This is a genomic window from Streptomyces sp. NPDC055632 (assembly GCF_053618675.1).
In genome coordinates this window covers 61,527-82,224 of the sequence record NZ_JBSHHY010000004.1, presented here as the reverse complement: position 1 = coordinate 82,224, position 20,698 = coordinate 61,527, and the positions used below count along the sequence as shown (strand labels likewise).

Annotated in this window: 20 protein-coding genes and 2 pseudogenes; 6 read left to right on the top strand and 16 right to left on the bottom strand. The window is 68.5% G+C overall.

From position 1 onward, the window contains the following. Nucleotides 1–215 precede the first annotated feature (215 nt). Nucleotides 216–434 (top strand): hypothetical protein, encoded by a 219-nt coding sequence (locus tag ACWGSR_RS07720; RefSeq protein ID WP_453564401.1) that lies wholly within the window; start codon nt 216–218, stop codon nt 432–434. Nucleotides 435–697: 263 nt separating this feature from the next. Next, the gene (locus ACWGSR_RS07715; protein WP_376239826.1) at nt 698–1,429 is read left to right on the top strand and encodes a DUF7873 family protein; all 732 of its coding nucleotides are present in this window, start codon (nt 698–700) and stop codon (nt 1,427–1,429) included. Nucleotides 1,430–1,952: 523 nt separating this feature from the next. Here ACWGSR_RS07715 and ACWGSR_RS07710 read toward each other — a convergent pair. Together ACWGSR_RS07710 and ACWGSR_RS07705 are read right to left on the bottom strand one after the other, a co-directional pair. Beyond that, nucleotides 1,953–2,238 (bottom strand): annotated as a pseudogene (locus tag ACWGSR_RS07710) (adenylate/guanylate cyclase domain-containing protein); the annotation flags it as partial. Further along, nucleotides 2,235–2,681, bottom strand: a complete 447-nt coding sequence (locus ACWGSR_RS07705) for a universal stress protein (RefSeq protein ID WP_376239884.1) — start codon at nt 2,679–2,681, stop codon at nt 2,235–2,237. The gene ACWGSR_RS07705 and the pseudogene ACWGSR_RS07710, both read right to left, overlap by 4 nt. A 497-nt stretch (nt 2,682–3,178) precedes the next feature. Here ACWGSR_RS07705 and ACWGSR_RS07700 point away from each other — a divergent pair, with 497 nt between their 5' ends. Continuing rightward, nucleotides 3,179–3,919: a hypothetical protein gene (locus ACWGSR_RS07700; RefSeq protein ID WP_453564398.1), complete on the top strand. Its 741-nt coding sequence runs from the start codon at nt 3,179–3,181 to the stop codon at nt 3,917–3,919. A gap of 258 nt (nt 3,920–4,177) precedes the next feature. Here ACWGSR_RS07700 and ACWGSR_RS07695 read toward each other — a convergent pair whose 3' ends face one another. Continuing rightward, nucleotides 4,178–4,879, bottom strand: a complete 702-nt coding sequence (locus ACWGSR_RS07695) for a TetR/AcrR family transcriptional regulator (RefSeq protein WP_376239820.1) — start codon at nt 4,877–4,879, stop codon at nt 4,178–4,180. 115 nt (nt 4,880–4,994) lie between these two features. Between ACWGSR_RS07695 and ACWGSR_RS07690 the strand changes: the two genes are divergently transcribed. Continuing rightward, complete coding sequence (locus ACWGSR_RS07690) at nt 4,995–6,206, top strand: saccharopine dehydrogenase family protein (protein WP_376239817.1); 1,212 nt, start codon at nt 4,995–4,997, stop codon at nt 6,204–6,206. 376 nt (nt 6,207–6,582) lie between these two features. On the opposite strand, the gene ACWGSR_RS07685 is transcribed toward ACWGSR_RS07690, so the two are convergent. From ACWGSR_RS07685 to ACWGSR_RS07645, 9 genes are all read right to left on the bottom strand, one after another. Then, nucleotides 6,583–6,852, bottom strand: a complete 270-nt coding sequence (locus ACWGSR_RS07685; RefSeq protein ID WP_453564395.1) for a GlsB/YeaQ/YmgE family stress response membrane protein — start codon at nt 6,850–6,852, stop codon at nt 6,583–6,585. A 123-nt stretch (nt 6,853–6,975) separates the two neighbouring features. After that, nucleotides 6,976–7,734 (bottom strand): hypothetical protein, encoded by a 759-nt coding sequence (locus ACWGSR_RS07680; protein WP_453564392.1) that lies wholly within the window; start codon nt 7,732–7,734, stop codon nt 6,976–6,978. Nucleotides 7,735–8,246: 512 nt separating this feature from the next. Next, nucleotides 8,247–9,767 (bottom strand): glycoside hydrolase family 6 protein, encoded by a 1,521-nt coding sequence (locus ACWGSR_RS07675; protein WP_453564389.1) that lies wholly within the window; start codon nt 9,765–9,767, stop codon nt 8,247–8,249. Next, nucleotides 9,652–10,161: a hypothetical protein gene (locus tag ACWGSR_RS07670; protein ID WP_453564386.1), complete on the bottom strand. Its 510-nt coding sequence runs from the start codon at nt 10,159–10,161 to the stop codon at nt 9,652–9,654. The genes ACWGSR_RS07675 and ACWGSR_RS07670 overlap by 116 nt, the downstream gene beginning before the upstream one ends. 83 nt (nt 10,162–10,244) lie before the next feature. Further along, nucleotides 10,245–10,391, bottom strand: coding sequence for a hypothetical protein (locus ACWGSR_RS07665; protein WP_376239803.1), 147 nt, complete (start codon nt 10,389–10,391; stop codon nt 10,245–10,247). Between the two features lie 23 nt (nt 10,392–10,414). Next, nucleotides 10,415–11,158, bottom strand: coding sequence for a hyaluronoglucosaminidase (locus ACWGSR_RS07660; protein ID WP_376239800.1), 744 nt, complete (start codon nt 11,156–11,158; stop codon nt 10,415–10,417). A gap of 269 nt (nt 11,159–11,427) precedes the next feature. After that, nucleotides 11,428–12,321 carry a helicase associated domain-containing protein gene (locus ACWGSR_RS07655; RefSeq protein WP_453564381.1) on the bottom strand — a complete coding sequence of 298 codons (894 nt, stop codon included), beginning with the start codon at nt 12,319–12,321 and terminating at the stop codon, nt 11,428–11,430. Nucleotides 12,322–12,357: 36 nt separating this feature from the next. Next, entirely contained in the window at nt 12,358–12,576 is a 219-nt protein-coding gene (locus ACWGSR_RS07650; protein WP_453564378.1) for a hypothetical protein, read from the bottom strand. After that, entirely contained in the window at nt 12,534–13,040 is a 507-nt protein-coding gene (locus ACWGSR_RS07645; RefSeq protein WP_453564375.1) for a hypothetical protein, read from the bottom strand. The genes ACWGSR_RS07650 and ACWGSR_RS07645 overlap by 43 nt, the downstream gene beginning before the upstream one ends. A gap of 701 nt (nt 13,041–13,741) precedes the next feature. On the opposite strand from ACWGSR_RS07645, the gene ACWGSR_RS07640 reads away from it, so the two are divergent. Next, a complete protein-coding gene (locus tag ACWGSR_RS07640) occupies nt 13,742–14,086 on the top strand; it encodes a hypothetical protein (protein ID WP_453564372.1) in 345 nt (114 codons plus the stop codon). On the opposite strand, the pseudogene ACWGSR_RS07635 reads toward ACWGSR_RS07640, so the two are convergent. Beyond that, a pseudogene (locus tag ACWGSR_RS07635) lies at nt 14,087–14,968 on the bottom strand (IS5 family transposase). It lies immediately after the preceding gene. A gap of 64 nt (nt 14,969–15,032) precedes the next feature. Continuing rightward, on the bottom strand, nt 15,033–15,899 hold the full coding sequence (locus tag ACWGSR_RS07630) for an IS5 family transposase (protein ID WP_453564369.1): 867 nt from the start codon (nt 15,897–15,899) through the stop codon (nt 15,033–15,035). An 82-nt stretch (nt 15,900–15,981) separates the two neighbouring features. Between ACWGSR_RS07630 and ACWGSR_RS07625 the strand changes: the two genes are divergently transcribed. After that, entirely contained in the window at nt 15,982–16,626 is a 645-nt protein-coding gene (locus ACWGSR_RS07625; protein ID WP_453564366.1) for a hypothetical protein, read from the top strand. Between the two features lie 132 nt (nt 16,627–16,758). Here ACWGSR_RS07625 and ACWGSR_RS07620 read toward each other — a convergent pair whose 3' ends face one another. Together ACWGSR_RS07620 and ACWGSR_RS07615 are read right to left on the bottom strand one after the other, a co-directional pair. Beyond that, on the bottom strand, nt 16,759–17,298 hold the full coding sequence (locus ACWGSR_RS07620) for an SMI1/KNR4 family protein (protein WP_453564363.1): 540 nt from the start codon (nt 17,296–17,298) through the stop codon (nt 16,759–16,761). Nucleotides 17,299–18,195: 897 nt separating this feature from the next. Continuing rightward, nucleotides 18,196–20,475, bottom strand: coding sequence for a PA14 domain-containing protein (locus ACWGSR_RS07615; protein ID WP_453564360.1), 2,280 nt, complete (start codon nt 20,473–20,475; stop codon nt 18,196–18,198). Nucleotides 20,476–20,698 lie beyond the last annotated feature (223 nt).

Sequence of the window (20,698 nt, the reverse complement as noted above, 5' to 3'; positions counted from 1 at the left end):
GATGTGGGGCCGGAGCACGGAGCGAATGTCCCACACCTCCGGTACGCACACGAGGGGGTGGCGATCGGTGGTCACTTCGCCGTCGTCGTTTTCGGCCTTTTCCCAGACGCAGGCCGGGACCGCCTCCTCGTGGTCGTCGCCCCGGCGGCACCCGTGAAGGAGGCGGGTGCGCAGGAGGTCTTGCCGAGGGTGCCGCCGTCCGAGGTCTTGGTGGCGTGCAGGTGAGGGACCTCCTCGGTGCCGAGGACCCGTTGCTGCACGAGTACCGCACCCCTCTCGTGCGAGGGAGCAGCCGCCATCCGCTCGTCAGGCGCGCCTCCCCGGAGGAGCCGTGGACGGGCCGGCTGCGCGACCGAATCCACTACCGGGTTCCGTCCCCGTCCCTGCGCCCGCCCTGCCCGGACCACGACCCCTTGTCGAACGCCGCCCGCTAGGTACTGTGACCGGGAAGGGGCACTGTGTGGCGACGGCCGGCACGGCGCCTCGACACGTTGTCGGACCACTGAGGTACGTCTGACAGGAGCCGTGCTCCTTTGCCTTGCGATACACCGCACGGGCCGCCGGTCAAGCGGCCGCCTTACGGTTGGTGACCCGTCCCGGTCCGGGCTCACACCCGCCGCCCCGCCCTCTCGGCCGGAAGGGATGGGCAGACGTTTAATCGGATGTACGTGCGGCGCGGAGTTGTTAGGTTCGCCGTGTGCCGAAGCTGAATCAGATCATCGCAGTCGAAAAGGGCGTCAAGTCCAAGGCCCTCCAGGAGCTCACCCAGGCTCACCAGGACGTGCAGAAGCCCGCCCTGCTGGCCGGCATCTCCCGGACTTACCAGCCCAAGGACGAGGAGGGCGAGCAGCTGCCGCCCGAGTCCACGCGGGTGCAGATCAAGGCCGAGGACGTTCTGCGGGCGACCGCCGGGACGCTGACGCGGCTCTTCGACGTGACCGCGACGAAGGACTGGGCGAACCGGTCCGCGGTCGCGGACGTGATGGTCGACGGTACGGTGCTGCTGTCCCAGGTTCCCGTCCCGTACCTGTTGTTCCTGGAGAAGCAGCTCACCGATCTGCACACCTTCGTGCGCAAACTGCCGGTGCTCGACGCCTCCGAGTCGTGGAACCTGGACCCCTCGACGGATGCATGGAAGACGGATCCGGTGCGGACCATCCGCACGAAGAAGGTTCCGCGCAACCACGTGAAGGCCGAGGCCACGGAGAAGCACCCGGCGCAGGTCGAGGTGTACTACGAGGACGTCCCGGTCGGTTACTGGACCACCGTGAAGTTCTCCGGCGCGCTACCCGCCCGGCGGGTCAACGAGCTCCTCGACCGCGTCGAGAAGCTCCAGCAGGCCGTCAAGTTCGCCCGCGAGGAGGCGAACAACACCGAGGTCACCGACCAGCGGGTCGGCGACGCGGTCTTCGGCTACCTCTTCCGGTAGCCCCCACACACGCCCTCCGTCGCGAGCGGAGGGTGCGCGATGAGCGCAAGCTGAAACTGATGTTGAAGCTGATCAAGGGGTGTCAGTTGGGGGTTCGAATCCCTCTCCCCGCACCACGTGCGGGGGTGGCCCAAGCCTGGCAGAGGCGGCCCCGTGAAACTCAGATTCTCGCTCCAGTCTCAGTATTCGCCGCCGAACACCGGATCGACCGAGCGTGGGCGAACATCGACGGATGGGGGTTCAAGTCCCCTCGGCGCCTCTCTCGTGGCGCTGTAGTTCAAAGGCAGAACACGTCGATCTCAATATGACCCGCGGTTCTTAAACGCTGCCGGTGTGCGCAAATGGGTGGCAAGCTGGAGCCCGGGAGCTGGACATGCTCCCGGGCTCCGTCACGTTCCGGCCCGGGGCTTGCGCTGCGACCGGGAAAGTTCACGGAGTCGAGTGGTCGGGCCGGGGCGGGCAGGGATCTGACGGCTCCAGCAGGTATTTCTTTTCGCCGCGGATCCGGACGCGTCCGCGTCGTTCTCGCCGTCCTCGGTGATGAGCCCGGCCTCGACGAGCCGCTCACCCGACCGCGGCGCCTCGACATCGGCGTCGGTGAACACCCTCGCGTGGTCGTCGACCACAGGAGACCCGAGCGCTCGCCAGATCTGCGCCGAGCGCTCCGGTCCCACCCCGGACCGCTCGGCGATGTCCCGCCTGGTCCAAAGACGGCCGCCGCCGAGCAGCACCTCCTCGATGGCCCGGTGCAGCTCACCGGCCCTCGTCAGGTCGGTCGCAGCCTTTCCTCCTGACTCCGCCACGCTCATGTGGTGTGCACGATCAGCACGTCGAGCCCGGCCTTCCGCGCGATGTCGGCCGGCACCGAGCCGAGGATTCGCCCGGCGAGCGAACGTAACCCCCGGTTCCCGACGACGATCAGATCCGCCGCGTACTCCTGCGCGATCCGCTCCAGAGCCGCGACAGGTTTGTCCTCCACCGCGACCGTTCGAACATCCTCCGCACCCTCGTTTCGGGCCTTGTCCCTGGCGACGCGGAGGGTGGCCTCGGCCGGCGCCGAACCCACCACCTGGTACGCCTCGGCTCCCAACCGGTCCTTTGCCACGTCCAGGTCGGTCCCGCGCATCGGAGAGTACGCGCAGGCGATCACGAGCCTGGCCTTACAGGCGACAGCGAGGCGTGCCGCACTGGTGACCGCCGCGAACGACGACTCCGAGCCGTCCGTGCCGACCAGCACGGTCTGATAGGGGATCGTGGTCAAGGCCAAACTCCTTACTCAGTAGTAAACTTACTTTTAAGTAAGGTAGAGCGTGGCCGTTACAGCGGGCAAGACGGCGTGAAGCGGCAACTGCTCACCACACCTGAGAACACCCCATCCGCCCCTGTGGGCGCGGGCGCAGGTGAACAGGCCGACGGCTCGGCTCCTTCCCAGGCCGAGGACACAGAGCTGTGCAAACGGCTCAACCCGCCCACGACTCGGTCTCACCCCGTTCCCCACGCGGTCGTGAATCACGACCCTGGTCATCCTTCTGGGCCTGGAGTTCAATACCGAGATGGCTGGACAGCGGACGATTTCGGGTGGCCGCCTGGGCAGCGAGGAACCCTACGTCTCCCCAGGCTCCCATGAGCGAAGTGACGAAGACCGACGCCTGCAACGAACTCCGTGTGGCATGGCCAGGACCGGGGAAACGGCGAAGCACGGAAATCCTGGCCGCACCGCGAAACGTCGATCACCGGCTGACCCGGCGCATGGCCGCCTGGTCCGGTGTGACGATTCGGCAGCTCTTCCGCCACGTCATCGCCGACCGCATGCCGGGCCGCAGGCCGCCTCAAGCGGTGATGCTGTTCGGCCCCGAGATCGACCCCTACCGGGACGACCGGAGCTTCCTTGCCGACTTCTACAACGAGATCCTCCACCAGGACACCTGCCGGCCCGCCACCGCCGACGGCCTCGCCCTCGTCGCGGCCCTCGCCGTCGACGAGCGGACTCCCGCCAGGCAACGGTTCCAAGCCGTCGACCTGCTGTTCAGCGCCGCCACCGTCGCTGAGCGCCACCTCGCCGAAACCTGGCCGGCCACCCCGCAACATGCCGATCCCGACAGCGAAGCCCGAGCCCGCAGCGCGGTCCAGGCTCACGCTCCAGATCTGCTGACCCGCTGGTCGGCCGAATGCCCTGCGGTTCGCCTCGCCCTCGCCGGCCTCGCCGTCGTCTTCCCGACAGACCGCACCCTGCCCGCCCTGACACCGCGGCTGCGGACCTTCCTCCACCAGCACCCGCAGGGCGCCGACACCGGCGACTACGTGCGGTTCGTCCTCGTGCTGGCCGCTCAGGACGAGGACCGGATCCTCGCGGCGACCGAGAAGCTTACCGACGCCTACTGGACGGGAACAGCGCGCGGAGTGCCGACACGCGCACGAGCCCTCCACCTCCTCGGCCAGATGCTGACCAGAGTCGGAACCGGACTCACCCGAGGGCCCGCCACGCAGTGACGCACCGCGCGGCGCCCCCATTGCTCTTTCCCATGAACATTCACAGGCTTCAAGATCCGCAACTGCTGCCCAAACCGGCGGACAAACGCTGCCCCTACTGATCTTTTCGTTGGTTCCGTGGGTGTGGCAGCTTCGTTGGTGGGATCCTACGGACCCCCTCGGCATTCGTCAGATCATCCCGCCCCACGCCAGACACAACGAGTCGGCAATCCGACAGTCACAAGATCCGCCGGACAGAACCTAAGCGCGACAGCTGGCTCAGTCCGCCCGGAGTGTTCCCGCCGCGCTGTCGAGCAGCATTTCCAGGGCGGTCGGGTAGGCGCTGTGGTTCATGCGGGCCACCAGCAGGGGCGCGGTGGCCGCGATGTGCGGGTGGGTGTCGGGGGAGAGGCGGGCGTAGGTGGCGCGCCAGACTTCCTCGTCGGCGGTGCGGGCCGTGGCGGGCAGGGCGAGGCTGGCGGCGTCGAGGGCGGCGAAGGCGAGGGTTTGGTCGATGAACGCCTGGTAGATGCGGACGACATCGGGATCGGGCAGGCCGGTGGCGCGCAGGATGCCGAGGACGACCTCGTCGGTGGCGATCTCGTTCGCCCGGCCGCTGACCCGGCTGGCGGTGAGGACGGCCGCTTCCGGGTGGTCGAGGTAGGCCGTGTGGATGCGAAGGCCGATGTCCCGCAGGTCGCAACGCCAGTCGCCGGTGGCCCGCCAGTCCCGCATCGCGCGTCCGATCAGTTCGTCGGCGATGGCCAGTGTCAGGTCGTCGGTGCCGCGGAAGTAGCGGTACAGGGTGCTGGGATCGGCACCGAGCGCCACGCCCAGCCGTCGTACGGTGATCCCCTCCCTGCCGTGTTCGCGCAGCATGCGCAGAGCGGTCTCCACGATTAGCTTCTGAGTGAGGACGACACCCTGCTTCGTGGGTTTTCTACGGCGCCGGTCCGTCTCCGGCACCACTTCCTTCGCCATGGGTAACCCCTTGTTCGCTGCCACGACCTTATGCCAACACCGTTGACGGTTCTCGGCCGCTCCCGTTTCATGACGCACCCAAGGCTTCGGCCTCCCCGTCGAAAGGCACCCTGTCATGCGAGTACTCCTTGTGGGCGCGGGCGGCGTGGGCACCGCGATCACCAAGATCGCTGCCCGCCGCTCCTTCTTCGACCACATGGTCGTCGCCGACTACGACGTCTCCCGCGCCGAAGCGGCCGTGGCCGCGCTGGGCACGGACGACACCCGGTTCAGTTCCACGCACGTCGACGCGTCCGACCAGGAGGCGGTCACCGGCCTGCTCCGCCGGGAGCGGTGCGACGTATTGCTCAACGCCACCGACCCGCGGTTCGTGCTGCCGCTGTTCGAAGCCGCACTGGCGGCCGACGCACATTACCTGGACATGGCGATGTCACTGTCGTCCCCACACCCGGAGCACCCGTACGAGGAGTGCGGGACCAAGCTCGGCGACGGCCAGTTCGAACGGGCCGCCGCGTGGGAGGAGGCCGGGAAGCTCGCGCTCGTCGGGTTCGGTGTGGAGCCCGGCCTCTCCGACGTCTTCGCCCGCTACGCCGCGGACGAGTTGTTCGACGAGATCGAGGAGATCGGCGTACGGGACGGCGCGAACCTGACGGTCGACGGCTACGACTTCGCACCGTCGTTCTCCATCTGGACGACGATCGAGGAGTGTCTGAACCCGCCGGTGATCTGGGAGAAGGACCGAGGCTGGTTCACCACCGCCCCCTTCAGCGAGCCGGAGGTCTTCGACTTCCCCGAGGGCATCGGCCCCGTCGAGTGCGTCAACGTCGAACACGAGGAGGTCCTGCTGATCCCGCGCTGGGTGGACGCTCGGCGGGTCACGTTCAAGTACGGCCTCGGCGACGAATTCATCGACACCCTCAAGACGCTGCACAAGCTGGGCCTGGACCGCACCGAGAAGGTGACCCTGCCCGGCGGCGTCGAGGTCTCGCCGCGTGACGTCGTCGCGGCCTGTCTGCCCGACCCGGCGACGCTCGGCGAGCGCATGCACGGCAAGACCTGCGCCGGCACCTGGGTGAAAGGCACGAAGGACGGCCGGGCTCGTGAGGTGTACCTCTACCACGTCGTCGACAACCAGTGGTCGATGAAGGAGTACGGATCCCAGGCGGTGGTCTGGCAGACCGCGATCAACCCGGTCATCGCCCTGGAACTCATCGCGAACGGCACCTGGACCGGCACCGGCGTCCTCGGTCCCGAGGCCTTCGCCCCTCAGCCGTTCCTCGACCTGCTGACCGCGTACGGATCCCCCTGGGGCATGCGCGAGCAGTGAGCCGGCGCCGGGGTCCCGTCCGATCGGCGACGCCGAGACCGCCCGCACCGGCATCCAAAGGGTGCCCGTGCGGCCGTCGAACCCGACGGCCTTGACACCTTCGGCGACGAGGCCGGCGCGTATCTTTCCGCGCCGGTCCACCGCGGTGAGGAGCAGGGAGGGCGCGGGCGTCGGCAGGGAGCAGGCCACGTTCGGCGAGGTGGCGAGCGAGGTGATCACCACTTCTTCGTCCGCCGCGTCCGGCATACCGGACGCGGCAGCGGTCCATTCCGCCTCCGTGCTGTTGGAGACAGGCGACTCGGAGACGGCGAACGGCTCCGCCCCTGGAAGGAAGGGGGGAGCCGTTTCACGGGTGCTGCGGTTGTGCGGAGGCCACTCAGGCGTGTCGTCGGTTACCGGTGACGACGCGGTAGATGGCCAGCAGGATGACGGAGCCGATGATGGCCGCGATCCAGGTGGAGAGGTCGAAGAAACCGTCGATGGAGTCGACGCCGAATATGACCTTTCCGAGGAAGCCCCCCAGTAGACCGCCCGCGACGCCGATGAGGATGGTGATGATGACGCCGCCCGGGTCCTTGCCCGGCATGATCGCCTTGGCGATGAAACCGGCGACGAGGCCGATGAGAATCCACGCGATGATGCTCATGATGCGTCTCCTACCTGCTGATATAAAGTCTGCGTCAATACGGCGTATACGCGCTCCTGCAGCTTCTAAACCCCTCATGCGTTCCATGGACGAGGCTGTGCACGGCCCGCCCGCCAACCCTGATCAGGACGTGATCGGGATCAGGACGGAGCAGGAGCAGGGCTGAAGCAGGAGCCTTGAGCGCCACGCCCTGAGGACGCCCGGCCCCTGATCCTGATCAACCGGACTGCCGTGCAGTTGCGCGCCCTGGCGGACGAGGTGCCCGTAGGTTGCCCCGTCCGCCGCACGGTCGCGTGCCAGGGAGGCGGGCACCGCAGTGTCGCGGCTGCCGAGACGGTCGGCCGGCTCGTCTGGGAGGCGTGGGGCGGCGCGTACGGCGTCGACATCGAGCACCACCACGTCGACCACCCCGTCCTGACCGCCTCCACCCCGCCCGACCCGCCCGGAAGGGGCGGCCGCCCGGGAACCTCGGGCGACCGCCTCGAGGGCGTCGACGTCGGCGGCGCGGTGGAGCGGGACCTGGACCGCTCCTGCCCGCGAAGTGCCGAACTCGGCCTCGGCCCATTCCGCGGGCCGGATCCACTGGAGCTTGACCATCCAGTCGAACTCCACCCGCCTCACCTGAAGACGGGCGGCGGCCTGGTCGGGGCCGAGTGGGGTGTCCGCGGCGACGAGCTCGGCCAGGTCCGCCCGCGCGCAGACCTCGGCGACCTGCCCGGGGTGATGCAGCGTGCCCTTCGGCTTGCCGGGCAGATCGACCAACAGCCCACGGGTGATGAACCGGCGGACCGCGAACGACGTCACCGCGTCCTGGCGGAGGTGCGGGCCACCGCCCGCGCCGCCGGTAGCCGCCCGTACACAAGCCGCCCGGTTCGTGTCCACCGCTGACGACGAGGACGGACAGGAAGGGGCCCTCAGGCAGATACCTGAGGGCCCCTTCCTGCGATGTCAGGCGGCGGATGTCGACCCTGATGCTGATCCCACCGCCGGCGAAGGCGACACCGATGACGGCGGCCGGTTCCGGGGCTTCGGAGTGGCCGGTCAGGGCGAGGACGACGACGGCGACCAGGGCGGCAAAGCCGACGATCACCATGCCTGTCGCCACACGCTGGGACGGAGATGCTGGGGCTCAGGTTCGGGCGCGGAGGTGCCGGGGGCACCGGTCACAGCGCCGTTGCGGGGACGACTGCACGGGCTACGAGCTGTGGCCGGAGCTCGTACCCCCGCTCAAGGCCATAAGTAGGGCTCCGGTCCTACCGCACCACCGCGTGGGGAACCGGCGGGGAGGCCCGCTTCCGCGTTGCACCGCGACGTTGTCACCACGTGTCACCGGCAAGAGCCGGTGCCGTCTTGCGGTACGGCCCGACCATGGTCGGGCCGTACCGCGCTCGTCGTCAGCTGCCGTCGATCAGGCGTTCCGCGAACTCAGGCGAGAAGTCACCCGCCTTGTACTGCGGGCCGTCCGCCGTGCAGCGCGCGTCGTCGATGTGCCGGCCGTCGGAGTCGCCGGGGTTCTTGATCCACAGGTAGTAGGCGGCGCCGCCTTCACCGACCCGGGAGGCTGAACCCAGCTTGCGCAGGGGCGGGTTGCAGAAGCCGACCTGTCCGCTGGTCTCGTTCCCGGGGACCTTGTAGGCACCGTTGCCGTTGCGGGAGGTGTCCACGACCCAGGTGGTGTCGACACCCAGCCGCTCCTTGACCCGCGCGGCGAGCCGGCGGCCGTAGTCGTTGGAGATGTCGGTGGAGTGGTAGTTGGCCACATTCACCGCCACGCCGTCGGCCAGGTAGATCCCGGAGCGGCCCAGCAGGTCGGCCATGTCGCTCAGACCGATCCCCTTGTCCGCCGGGTTGTCCTCACGGCGCGCGCCCAGTGTCCACGTCGCGTTGCCGGCGTCGATGTAGGTCTTGACGTGCGGGCCCTGGGCGTCGAGGTGCTGGTTGGCGTACCAGAGCATGTCGAAGCGAGCCTCGCGCCTCTCCGGGGTGAGGCAGTTCTGCTCCACGTCGGCCTGGGCCACCGCGTCCGGTTCCAGGATGACGAGCGCCGGCCGCTTGGCGATGCCGGCGATGAAGCCGTTCATCCACGCCTTGTACGCGTCCGCGTCCTTCGCGCCGCCGCCGGAGGCACCGCCGCAGTCACGACCGGGGATGTTGTAGGAGACGAGTGTGGGCAGCTGCCCGGCGGCCGTGGCCTTGGTGACGTAGTCGTCGACGGCCGTCTCTATGTCGGTGTTCCAGCCGCCGAACCACTTGACGGTCATCCGGTTCGCCAGCTCGTTGCGGATCTTGTCGCGGGTGGGGCTGCCGGGATTGGAGTCCACCCACTTGCGCGCGTTGGAGTCGGGGTCGACGAAGAAGCCCTCGCGCGCCGTCGACGTCGTCAGCGAGACGTTGTCGAGGGTGATGTCTGTCTGTACGGGCCGGCCGCCGACCTGGAAGTCGATGTGGCCGTCGTCCGAGGCCAATGAGGAGGTGAAGGTCCAGCTGAACCGCTGGGTGGTGGTAGTCAGATCGAGGGTGTTCGCCAGGGTCTCCGGGTACGGATCGGTGCCCAGCTGGACGGTGGACTTGATTTTCGTGGCCGTGGACGCCTTGGCGTCGAAGGAGAGGGTGTACCGGGCACCCCGGCGCAACTTGATGCCGTTCTGGCCCACGACCGTACGGTAGAGCTGGCCGACCTGGCTCGCGGGGGCTGGCTCGACCGTCGCCCGCAACGCGCCGCCGACGGAGTTCACCGACGCGCCAGGGGTTCCCCACCATTGCTCGGTGGTCGTGGTGAAGGTGCCGTTGCGGGCCAGCTCACCGTATACGGCCTGCTCCGGGGCCGCCTGGGCCGTAGGAGCCGGTACGGCGAGAAGACCTGCGGCGAGCGCCGGTGCGACGAGGGCGGAGAGGGGGAGGGGGTAGTGTCTCATGCTCGGCTTTCTTCGGAGGGCCTGGATGGATTCCGAGTACCGGTTCGTGTACTGAGGTCTTGGAGAGGCTCGTTCTTCTCTTCGGTACGGTGTCGCTGCGGCCATCGTGCCGGTCGATCTCGACGCCGTCGATGTGTCCCGAGTCGACGACCGCGTGGATGGAGTCGGTCACGAAGATCCCGCGTGCCGGGGACATCTCGTTCGGGTCGTCGTCGCTGTTGCCGGCGGTGACGACGAGTCCGTCGGCGAGCACCTTCGTGGCTGCTGCCTCGGCTTCCGGCCCGGCGTACCCGATGCCTCCGAGGTCGCTGTCGCGGCCGCCCCGGTCCGGGCGGCCGCTGGTGAACGAGGAGTTGTCGGTGCCGACGGTCCCATGAATCTCAAGGACACGCACGGGGACCGGCTTGGAGACCTGCCGGTGACTGCGGCGGACGGGGCCGGGGAGCACCGGCGTCCGCCGCGGGGTACCGACCCCGGTCAGTCGGCTGTGCCGGATGCCTGGTTGAGCTCCGTGCGCAGGGCCGCGTTCTCCGCCTCCAGGACGGCGATCCGCTTGCGGGCGAAGTAGAGTTCCATGACAGCGTCATGGAACTCGGAGACGAGTTGCTCGGGTGTCAGTTGCATGATGTGTTCCGTGGGGTGGCCGCTCAGGCGGATGCGATCTGGGTGACGGTGCCGGCGGAGCCGCGCCAGAAGAGGGCGCCGTCCTTGGCGTAGAGGGCGCCGCCGCCCTTGGAGTCGATGCCGGTGGGGACGGTGGCGGCGTTGCCGACGCGGACGGTGCCCTCGACGAGGAGACCGGCGGGGGTGGTGGGCCGTTGCACGATGTGGACTTGGGCGTAGGGGGTCGCGCCGCGTTCGATGCCGATGCCGATGCGGCCGCTGCCCTTGACGGCGAGGTCCTCCACGCCGGGGTTATTACGCAGGGTGATGAGGTTGCCGGTGGTGGGGCCCTGGGTGGCGGTGAGGAAGATGCCCTGGCTGGCGGTGCCGGCGGTCTTGAGGTCGATGGAGATCGCGGAGGCGCCCGTGTCGGTGCCGTCGGCCCGGCCCACGTGGCTGATCTTCAGGGTGCCGCGGTCGGTCTCGTGGCCGGTCAGGTAGACCGCGGAGGTCTGCGGGTTGTCGGAGATGATGTTCAGGGCCACGCCGGAGCCGGAGGTGCCGGCCTGGTGGATCGTGGCCGCGTGCTCGGTCGTCGAGGTGGTCCTGAAGAAGGCCGCGTTCGTCGTCCCCTCGGCGCGGAAGCCGTGGGCAACGACCGGCCCGTCGAACACGGTCGGGTCGCCCGCGGCCGCCTCGGTCGTACTCGCCGCCGCGGTGCTGGCGGCCGCCAGCGTCACGGCTCCCGCGGTGAACCCACCGAGGAAAATCCTGCGTCCAACAGTCATGATGCCTCCCTGTTCTAGTTTCGAAAATGTATTCCATACTGGAACTCGCCCGGCGCACAAGTGCAGTTCGGCGCTCTCGGCCGGCCGCCCCGACCCCGCACAACACCCGCATCGGTGACGACGACATCCATCACGCCCACCGCATGCCGAGTTCTCGTAGTGCGTCGCGCCGTTTCTGGTCGAGTTCGTCCCGTCGGCTTTCGGTGTTGGAGATCCATACGCCCAGTCGTACGGGCACTGGCTCCGTCTCGCCGTCGGCGGTGATCCGTTCACCATGCCCCCTCGGCACGGGCCGGTCCGCGCCTTCCCGTTCCACCCACTGCGTGAGGGGGGCAGGCCTCGCTGGAACGCTGCCTGCGCCTTGCTCGGGCCCTTCGTGGTGCGCGCGGCTGGCGGGGCGGGGCGGATGCCGGGGTCTGGTTGGGCTGTACGCCCAGCTTCCACAGTCGCTGCTGCTGCTCGGTCGACAGCTGTGCCCAGGTGCCCGGGTTCTTCTGCCGCTTCAGCCACCGCCCGATGCCATTGTCTTCGAACAGCACCCCGGGTGCGATGGCCGGCAGAACCCCGTCGGCGTCGCCCAGATCCGCCAGGACGCGGTAGTGGCGCTGCCAGTCGAGCGGCCAGGGGCAGTCCCGGTCTTCGTCGACCGTGGCCAACTGCTGCGCGCGCACGCCGGCCCGCTCCGGATCCTTGCCCAGGCCGCCTTTGCGGCGGAGGTCGGCCATGTGCTGCCCGATGGGCACCATCGCCTCGCCCTCGCCCCACACGGCGTCCTGACGGGGCGCGAGGTGCCCCATCACCCGCCGGTAAGACCTCAGCACGGCGAGTTTGTTCTCCCATGTTTCCTTGCCTGGCTCCCACACCATCCCGGCTTCCGACGCGTCCAGTAGCACCTTGCGCCGCTCCTCCGGCTCCCCGGCTCGCAGCGCCTTGCGCTGCTGGTGCACCCACCGGCCGAGCGGAAACGACTTCGTCGTCCCGACTTCGACCTCGACGTCATACGGAACGGCGTGCAGGCCGGTGGTCTCGTTCTCCGCCCGCCACTGCATCAGCGCCTGATGGCCCTCCAGCCACACCAGGGATTCGGGCCGGTAGACCCGGGTGCGCAGGAACGCGGCGATGGCGATGGCGTCGCGGGGGCTGGAGAAGTGCAGCAGGGCCACTTCGGCAGCGGCCTGCGTGCCGTCGTCCTCCTGGTCCTAGCCGTCGCCCGCGTTGCCGGCCCCGACGATCCGCCCGTTCTCGTCACGCCGGACGCGCACCTTGCGCTTGCCGCTGGTGAGTGTCCGGGAAGCGAACTGCTCGACCAGGCGCTCGTCATGTGAGCACAGGCCCTGGCGGACGGCTACGAGTGGCTTGTAGCTCGCGGAGGCGATCATGTCCTCGGGGTCCTCGTTCGGTTCCAGGAAGACCGGCACGATGATCCTGGCGACTTTGGTGGTGCCGTCGCGGTTGAGGCGGAGGGCCCGGCCGATGTTCTGGACGACTCGACCTGTGCGCCGCGGGTGTCGGCGAAGCAGATCGAGTCGACTCCCCGTTCGCCGGTGATGTCCACCCCCTCGCCGAGAACGCGAACGCTGGCGAGGAAGGCCCGGTGGACCCGGCGCCCGGTCGCGTTGATGCCGTTGGCGAACTGGCGCAGGACCTCGCAGCGCTCGGAGACGAGGTGGTTGCCGCACAGCCATGCCGACCACACCCGCTCCGAGGGTACGTGGTGTCCGGCCTCGAGTTCGTAGAACTCCGCGTTGATCGACGATGTCGGGAGCTTTGCCGCCTTCGCGAGGTCTTCGTCCGAGGCGTCGTTCACATACAGCTCGGCTGCGATCTCGGAGAGCTTCTCCGCGAACGCGCGGGCTTCCTCGACCTTCTGGTGGAAGGTCATGACGGCCTGGAGGTTCCATGCGCCGGCATGTTCCAGGAGCGCGGTCTGCAGCAGCGCCAGGCGCCGGCCGCGCCGCGCTTCCTCCGGCTCCCCGAGAACGGGGGGAGGGGTCGCGGATCTCCAGCACGTCGATCTCAAAGCCCGCAAGGATCTCCCGCTCGACTGCCTCGCCCAGATCGAGCTCGGCGAGCCACGCGCCCGGGTCGTCGGCCATAGTCGCCAGCTCCACCTCCTGACCGCCGGTGCCCTTCTGCGGCCGGGGAGCGGCGAGGATGCGCGGTGTCGCGGTCAGGTAGAGCCGGAAGTCGGCAGGGATCCGGGCGTTGTCGTGGATGGCCGCCCACGGACACCCCAGATCGCCAGCGGTTGAGTTTGCCTCATCCACGATGGCGAGGTCGAACGGGCCATCTGCTGGCCGTATAGGCGCTCCCCACCCCCGGGGCGGCCTCCAGCGGCCCGCGAACCTTCCGCCGGCCCCTCGGGAGCGTCGACGTCCTCACGGTCCACTAGGTTCTGTCGTCAAATCGCATGCCCACATCAGGAGTGAGGCGGGGGTGACGGCTGCTTCGTAGGACCGGGTGGTCTTGTCGTAGCGGGTGGCGATGCCCCGCCACTGCTTCAGCCGGTCGAAGCAGCGTTCCACGACATTGCGGCGCTTTTAGGTTCTGTCCGGCGGATCGTGGCGGCAAAGGCTCCAGGCCATGCACGGAACTCTGACGGAGCACGCCAGATGTCTCTACGGAGACGAGTACCGACCGACGCCGGAGTGCGGGCTCGAACACGGGGAGCACTACTTCGTCGAGGAGCTGACGTTCGCCGATGCGGATTCGATCCTTGCCATGCTTCGTGAACTTTGTCCGCACGTGGTGGATGGCCACCTGCCGGTCTGGGTCCGGAATCTGGCCTATCGGCTGGTGCTCTTGCAACGGCCGGACGAACCGGCACTGCTGTGGGAGGCTGCCGAGAATCTGTGGATGCATGGCCCGGACTGGGACCACATTGCAGAGGGCCTCAAGAAACGGGCCGACGCTCTGGAAGCCGATTGATCACGGCCTGAGCCAAAGGCGGATCGACGCAACCGTGACGATGCCATGGAAGACGTAGGCGCGCTTGTCATGCCGTGTTGCCACAGCCCTGGAGTGCTTGAGCCGGTTGATCGTGCGCTCGACCTCGTTCCTGCGCTTGTACCTCTCTTTGTCGAAGCCAGCGGGCCGGCCTCCCCGGCTGCCGCGGCGCCGACGGTTGGCCCGCTGGTCCTTCCGTTCCGGGATGGTGTGCTTGATCTGCCGTCTGCGCAGGTAACGGCGGTTGCGGCGAGAGCTGTACGCCTTATCGCCGCCCAGGTGATCAGGGCGGGTGCGTGGATGGCCACCGCCGGGCCGCTTGACCCGGATCCGTTCGAGGACGGGTACCAGCTGCGGGCTGTCGCCCCACTGGCCCGGCGTGATCAGGAAGACCAGTGGGCGGCGGCCGCCCTCCCCGGCCAGGTGGATCTTGGAGGTCAGACCGCCACGGGACCGGCCGAGTCCTTCGTCGGGGCGGTGCTGCAGGAGCGCCGATCTCCGTTTCGGTGTACGGGGTGTTCTGCGCGGTGCACCGGCAGCATGCTGGTGAGCCCGGCACGAGGTCGAGTCCACGCTCACCATGCTCCAGTCGATGCACCCCTGAGAGTCGGCCTCGGCCTGGACGGCCTGGAGGATCCTTTCCCAGGTGCCGTCCGCCGACCACTGGCGGTGGCGCTCGTACACGGTTTTCCAGCTCCCGAACCGCTCCGGCAGGTCCCGCCACGGGACACCCGTGCGAACCCGGAACAGGATCCCGTTGATCACCGTTCAGTGATCAATCCAACGTCCGCCCCGGCGCCCGGTCTTCGGCAGATGTGGGGCAAGTTGCGCCCACTCGTCATTCGTAAGATCACCCCGCCCCACGACCAACACAATGGTCCACGCGAGGCGATCATATGATCCGCCGGACAGGCCCTAGGCAGTGTCTTCAAATAGGTCGGAGCCAGAGGAGGAGGGACGCGATGGTGACGGTGGCCTGGTAGGACTCGCGGGTCTTGTCGTAGCGGGTGGCCAGCCCGCGCCACTGTTTGAGGCGGTTGAAGCAGCGTTCGACGACGTTGCGGCGGCGGTAGACACACCGGTCGAAGCGGGGTGGCCGACCGCCGCGTGCGCCACGGTTCAGCCGGCCGATGACCTGATCGGCGTGTTCGGGGATCGTGTGCCCGATGCCGCGCCTGCGCAGGTAGGAACGGATCTTCCGAGAGCTGTAGCCCTTGTCCGCGATCACGTGGTCGGGCCGGGCCTGCGGACGGCCTGGCCCGACTCGGGGCACGCTGATCGAGCCCATCACCTGCTCGAAGCGAGTGCAGTCGTTGGCGTTGCCGCCCGACAGCACGAACCCGAGAGGGCGGCCGAGCCCGTCGCAGGCCAGGTGGACTTTCGTGCTCAGTCCGCCGCGGGACCGGCCGAGGGCGTGATCACCCGCTTCGTCCCGGTCGACCGTCCCCTTTTGCCGCCGACGGCATGCTGGTGGGCCCGCACGATGGTGGAGTCGACCGACACCAGCCACTGGATGTCCCCGGCCGCGTCCTTCTCCGCCTGAATGGCGCAGCATGCGCGAGAAGGTGCCGTCCAGGGCCCACCTGCGGAAACGCGCGTACAGAGTCTGCCAGGAGCCATACCGTTCCGGCGCGTCGCGCCAGGCAGATCCGGTCCGCAGATTCCACACGATCCCGTTCAGCACCACCCGGTCGTCCGAACGAGGCCGTCCCGCGGCCCCCGAACTCGGCAGCAAGCGCGACAGCACAGCCCATTCGGCATCCGAAAGCTCATGACGACGCACCATGACAAGCATGATCCCTCATCACTTGATCACCTTTGAAGACGGCTCCTAGGGCCTGTTGTGAAAGGGCTGGTCACAGGCATTCGAAACTCAGATGCTGGCCAACATCGACGTGTGGCAGGGTGCTCACATGTCCAGCGGCGTCTCCCATCCTGTCTTCCGCACGTCCGACCCGGTAGCGGCCCTCGCCGCAGCACGTCAGCTCCTCGCGCTGGGCGATCGGGATTATGCCCAGGTATCGGTGGACGTGGAGCTCTGCACGGTTGCAGAGGTCTGGGAACTGCGGCGGTTACTGCCGGACGCCTGGTTCCGCACGGAGAACGAAGAGTTTTGGGCGAGGGAGTTTGATGCGAAGGCGGGCTTGCGGTGCGACTGGCAAGCGGCCGAGCTTTCTGAGGATGCGGATGGCCTCGTTGACCTGCTCCCGCTCTGGGCGTCATTGCTGGACCAGCCGGTCGGCAGCGTCGAGGACGCTTTCACCGCGTTGGTGGGTCCGCGATACGGATCGATCCGCTGGGACCAGGTGATCTGGCCGGCGGTGGATGAGCGCGGGTACAGCGGGCGGGTCGAACACGACGGCATCACCCTGGTCTTCAACTGCGAAGACCCTGGAACCGACTGGCAAATTGGGACCCACACCGTATGCGTCAACGTCCAGAAGACCGGGGACTCGCAGAGCTACGCTGCCTGGCTGGCCGAGCAGATCGGCCAGGCGGTCATCGGCCCGCCGTACGATTAGGCCGTGTATCGGAAGTGAATCCTGCACATAGGGTGTCGGCATGTCGCTGAGCCATATAGCCCTCTCGTCTGGACGTTCGATCGAGCTCACCGAGCTGCGAATGTCTTCGACATATGGAGGGACGCTGGAGGGCTATCCGTGCAAGCTCATCAATGACATGAGGGTCAGGGGCCTCCAGCGGCAGGCTGAGCGTGCGGCGCCGACGGTGCGCTCGGGGGCGAGCATGACGGCGTCCCACCGTTCGTCCCATGCCTCGATGGCGTCGTCGAACTCCTCGATCTCATCGAACTCCTCTTCCTCGGGGCGTTCGGCAAGGAGCACGTCGACCATCTCGGGGTCTGGGCCCTGCTCGGGAAAGGGCTCGGCGAGCCGGGACAGGTCTGCCATGTCCGCGCCGTCGCCCTCCCACCGCCAGCGGCCCTGCACTCGCCGCACCGGGAACACGCCATGAGCGGGACCTGCGCCACCCGCGCCGACAAGAAGGAGGAATGCCCGGAACTCCTCTGGCAGCGTCACCTTCATCTGCGCCTCGAGCTCCGCGAGCTCGGCATAACTGAGCGGCTCCTCCAGAACCCATCGGTGCCCCCGGGCCCCGAACACGTCGTTGCTCGTGGGGGATGCCTTCAGAGCCTCAGCCCGTTGACGGACACCCGCCCACTGCTGATCAGCCATGAGTAAAAGGTAGGTGCCACCACCGACATTGACGTCGACAGGGCCTCCTGGAAGCCGGGTGGGGCCAGTTCAAACCGTTCCTGCCCGAGGCCAGATGAAGCCGTCGTGGTGGGGCCAAAGGAGACTGTCCTGGACAGAAAGCCCTCGAAGCCGGGCCTGACGGCCCGGCGCTCGTCTGGCGACAGGCGGGGCGCGGCCTCGCGCCTGACGGTGCGAGGAGAGCGCGGCGCGGCCGGCTCCGGTCGATACCTGGGCGCACCGAAGCGCTTCCCGGACGTGCTGTTTCGCGGCAACGGGATGCGGAACGCCTGCGGTGCTCCGGGAGTTGCGTGGCCTTCTTCTCCCCGCGCAGCGGGTTCCCCGCTGCGCGGACGGGCCGCTGTGCGGCCCGTGAGGGGCCGGCGCGGTGCGTCGGGGTGAAGGCAGGGGGTTCCGTTGCGCTGCTCTTTGCGGGCCCGCTGCGCGGTCCTGGGAGGATCCGGCGCTGTGCGCCGGAAGGGCGTGGCGGGGGTGCTCCGCTATGCTCCGCTGTGCTTCGCAGGTGGTCTGAGCTGGGCGTTTCCGTAGGCTCTCGAGCCTGATTGCAGTAGATTTTTCCTTTTCGACGGTGACGTCTCCCTGCGGCCATCACCGACGCCTTCGGATTGTGGTGCGGGCCGGCAGCGTCGGTGGTGGCCGTACGTCGCTGCAATGTCTTCGTACGGTTCTGGAATGCCTGGTCAGGGGTAATCGTGAACACCCCACAGACACCGGGAATCCCGTCAGATCGCAAGATCGGGCGGGATTTTCGTCGTTTCGGGGCCGGGGCAGGGCCGGGCCGGGGCCGGTGACCGGCTGACGGGGAGGCCCCGCCGTTCCGGAGCTGTGATGTCCGGGCGGCGGGGGCCTCAGGGGGTGTCAGCCCGGGATCGGGATGTTGATGGGGCCGGCCTGCGGTGCCGATTCGGTGCCGTCGGCGGCCACGGCAGTGACCAGGTAGTAGTAGTAGCGCAGCGGCGTGAAGGGGCCGAGGTCCATGTACGTCGGTTCCGTGAGGCCCGAGGCGATGCGGTTCTCAGGGGCGAAGACGCCCGAGTGGGACATGGACCTGTACACGTTGTACGAGACGGTCATGCCCTGGTCACATGTTCCGGGCTCCCAGACGATCCGGACGAGGGGACCGTCATCGACGGCGGTCCCGGTGATTCGGGGAGTGGGCGGTGCGGTCAGGATCGGGCAGGGGACCACGGCCTCGGCCATCGGCGAGTAGCCGGACCACTTGCCCTGCGTGCTGACGGCGCGGACCACGTAGCGCCAGGTCCTGCCGGCGGGCGGGGTTTCGTCGGTGAAGGTCGTCCCGGTGAGGATCGGGGAGACGCTGTAGGCCTGCGCGGGGTCCGTGCCGGTCGTGCGGTAGACGTAGTAGCCGGACAGATCGGTCGCCGTGCTCGGGGTCCACTCCAGCTTGACCTTGCCGTTCCCCATGGTGGCGGTCAGCGAGGCGGGTGCGTCCGGGGTCGGGTAGACCGGCAGGCGCTTGCCGTAGACGGTGCCGTAGCCGGGCTCGGGCAGGCGAGAGACGTTGCCGGCCTCGTCGACGGCGAGGACGGTGTAGCCGTACTGCACGCCTTCCGGGGTGCTGGTGTCCACGTACGAATCGCCCCACACGCTGGCGATCTGCTCCCATCCGGTCAACGACTGCTTGCGCATGACGACGTAGTGGTTCGTGTCGTCGCCGGTGTTGGGGTTCCAGGACAGGTGCACCCCGTCCGTCTCGCTGTACGCGCTCAGGTTGCGCGGCATGGACGGCGGGGTGGTGTCGCGGACGCGGGTGGCCGAGACCGTCGCCGACGGGGCCGACTCCGTGCCGAGCGGCGTGACCGTCCGGACCTGGTAGTAGCGCACCTGGCCGGCGATGGCCGTGACGTCGTCGTACAAGGCGTTGGGGGCCGGGCTCTCGGTCAGGCGAGTCCACGGGCCGGTGGCCGCGTCGGCGGCGTAGACGTGGAACCGGTGGGACGCGTCAGCGGTGTACGTCCAGCCGATGGTGTTGCGGTCGAGCCGGCCGTTGGCGGAGATGCCAGTCGGCGCCAGGGGCTTGGCCTCGGGCACGTCGAGCCGGACGGGCGCGGAATACGCGGAGGTGTTGGCCGCGGCGTCGCGGGCGCGCACGCGGTAGTAGTAGGTCGTGGCCGGGGCGATGCTCGGGTCCGTCATCTCGGTGCCGGTCGCGGGCATGCCGACGGAGGCGTACGGGCCCGCGGACGCGAGGGACCGCTGCACCTCGTAGGCGCTCGCCCCGCTCACCGCGGACCAGGAGAGCCGGGCGCCGGCGCCGTAGGGGTCGTGCGTGGCCTTGAGGCCGGTGGGGACGCCGGGAGGCGTCTTGTCGGCGCTGACGACCCGTACCAGGGCGGACAGCGGGGACAGGTTGCCGGAGCGGTCGAGGGCGCGGAGCGCGTACTCGTACGTGGCGCCGGTGGCCGGGGGCGTGTCCGTGTACGTGGTGCCGGTGAGGGTGGTGGTGTTCAGCTGGCTCCAGGTGCCGGTGCTGCCCGTGCGGCGGTAGAGGCGGTAGCCGGACAGGTCCATCTCGTAGTTGCGCGACCAGCTCAGCGTCGACTTCAGGGTGGACGCCGTGTAGGTGGCCTTCAGGCCGGCCGGGGCCAGGGGCGTGACCTTGTCGTAGGTCGCGCCGATGACCGGGGCATAGCCGAAGGAGACGTCGGCGGCGCCGGTGACGGCGGCGAAGTCCACGCGCAGACTGTGGATTCCGCGCGGGACGGTCAGCCGGAGCGTCTTCTTCTGCGTCGAGGTGACATCGCGCCACAGGTCGATCTTGCGCTCGCCGTCGAGGTAGACACGGGCGCCGTCCTGGACGGCGAGGTTGAGGTCGAAGGGGCCGCCGGAACCGAAGTTGCGAGTGGTGCTCCAGCGGACGCCGAAGTTGTCCCTCGGCAGCGTGACGCCGGCGGGGTCGCCGAAGCCGTAGTTCTCGGCGATGGAGGTATCGCAGACAGTGGCCTTCGGGGTGCCCGTGAGGGTGATGTTGGCGAAGTACTCGGCCTTCCACACGCCGGACGCGCAGGTCACGGCGGCCTGTGCGGTGCTGGGGGAGACGAGCCCGGTGAGGGAGATGGCCAAGGAGAGCATGGCGGCACCGGCGGTGCGGCGTGCCACGCCGAGGGATATGCGCATCTGCTGACGGTCACACTTTCGATCGAAGGCGGTGCAGGGGATGGCGTATGTCGACCTGATCGTGCCATTTCGAGAGCTCGTTCGGAAAGAGGTTTATCTGGAAGTAAATCGTCCGCTTTGCCCTTGTTTCCAAGGGAGCTTGGGTGGTTGGTGACGTGCCGTCACGCGTCATCCGGGTGGACACGCTCGGGGTGCGGGGTGGGGGAGCGGTTCTGGCGTGCGG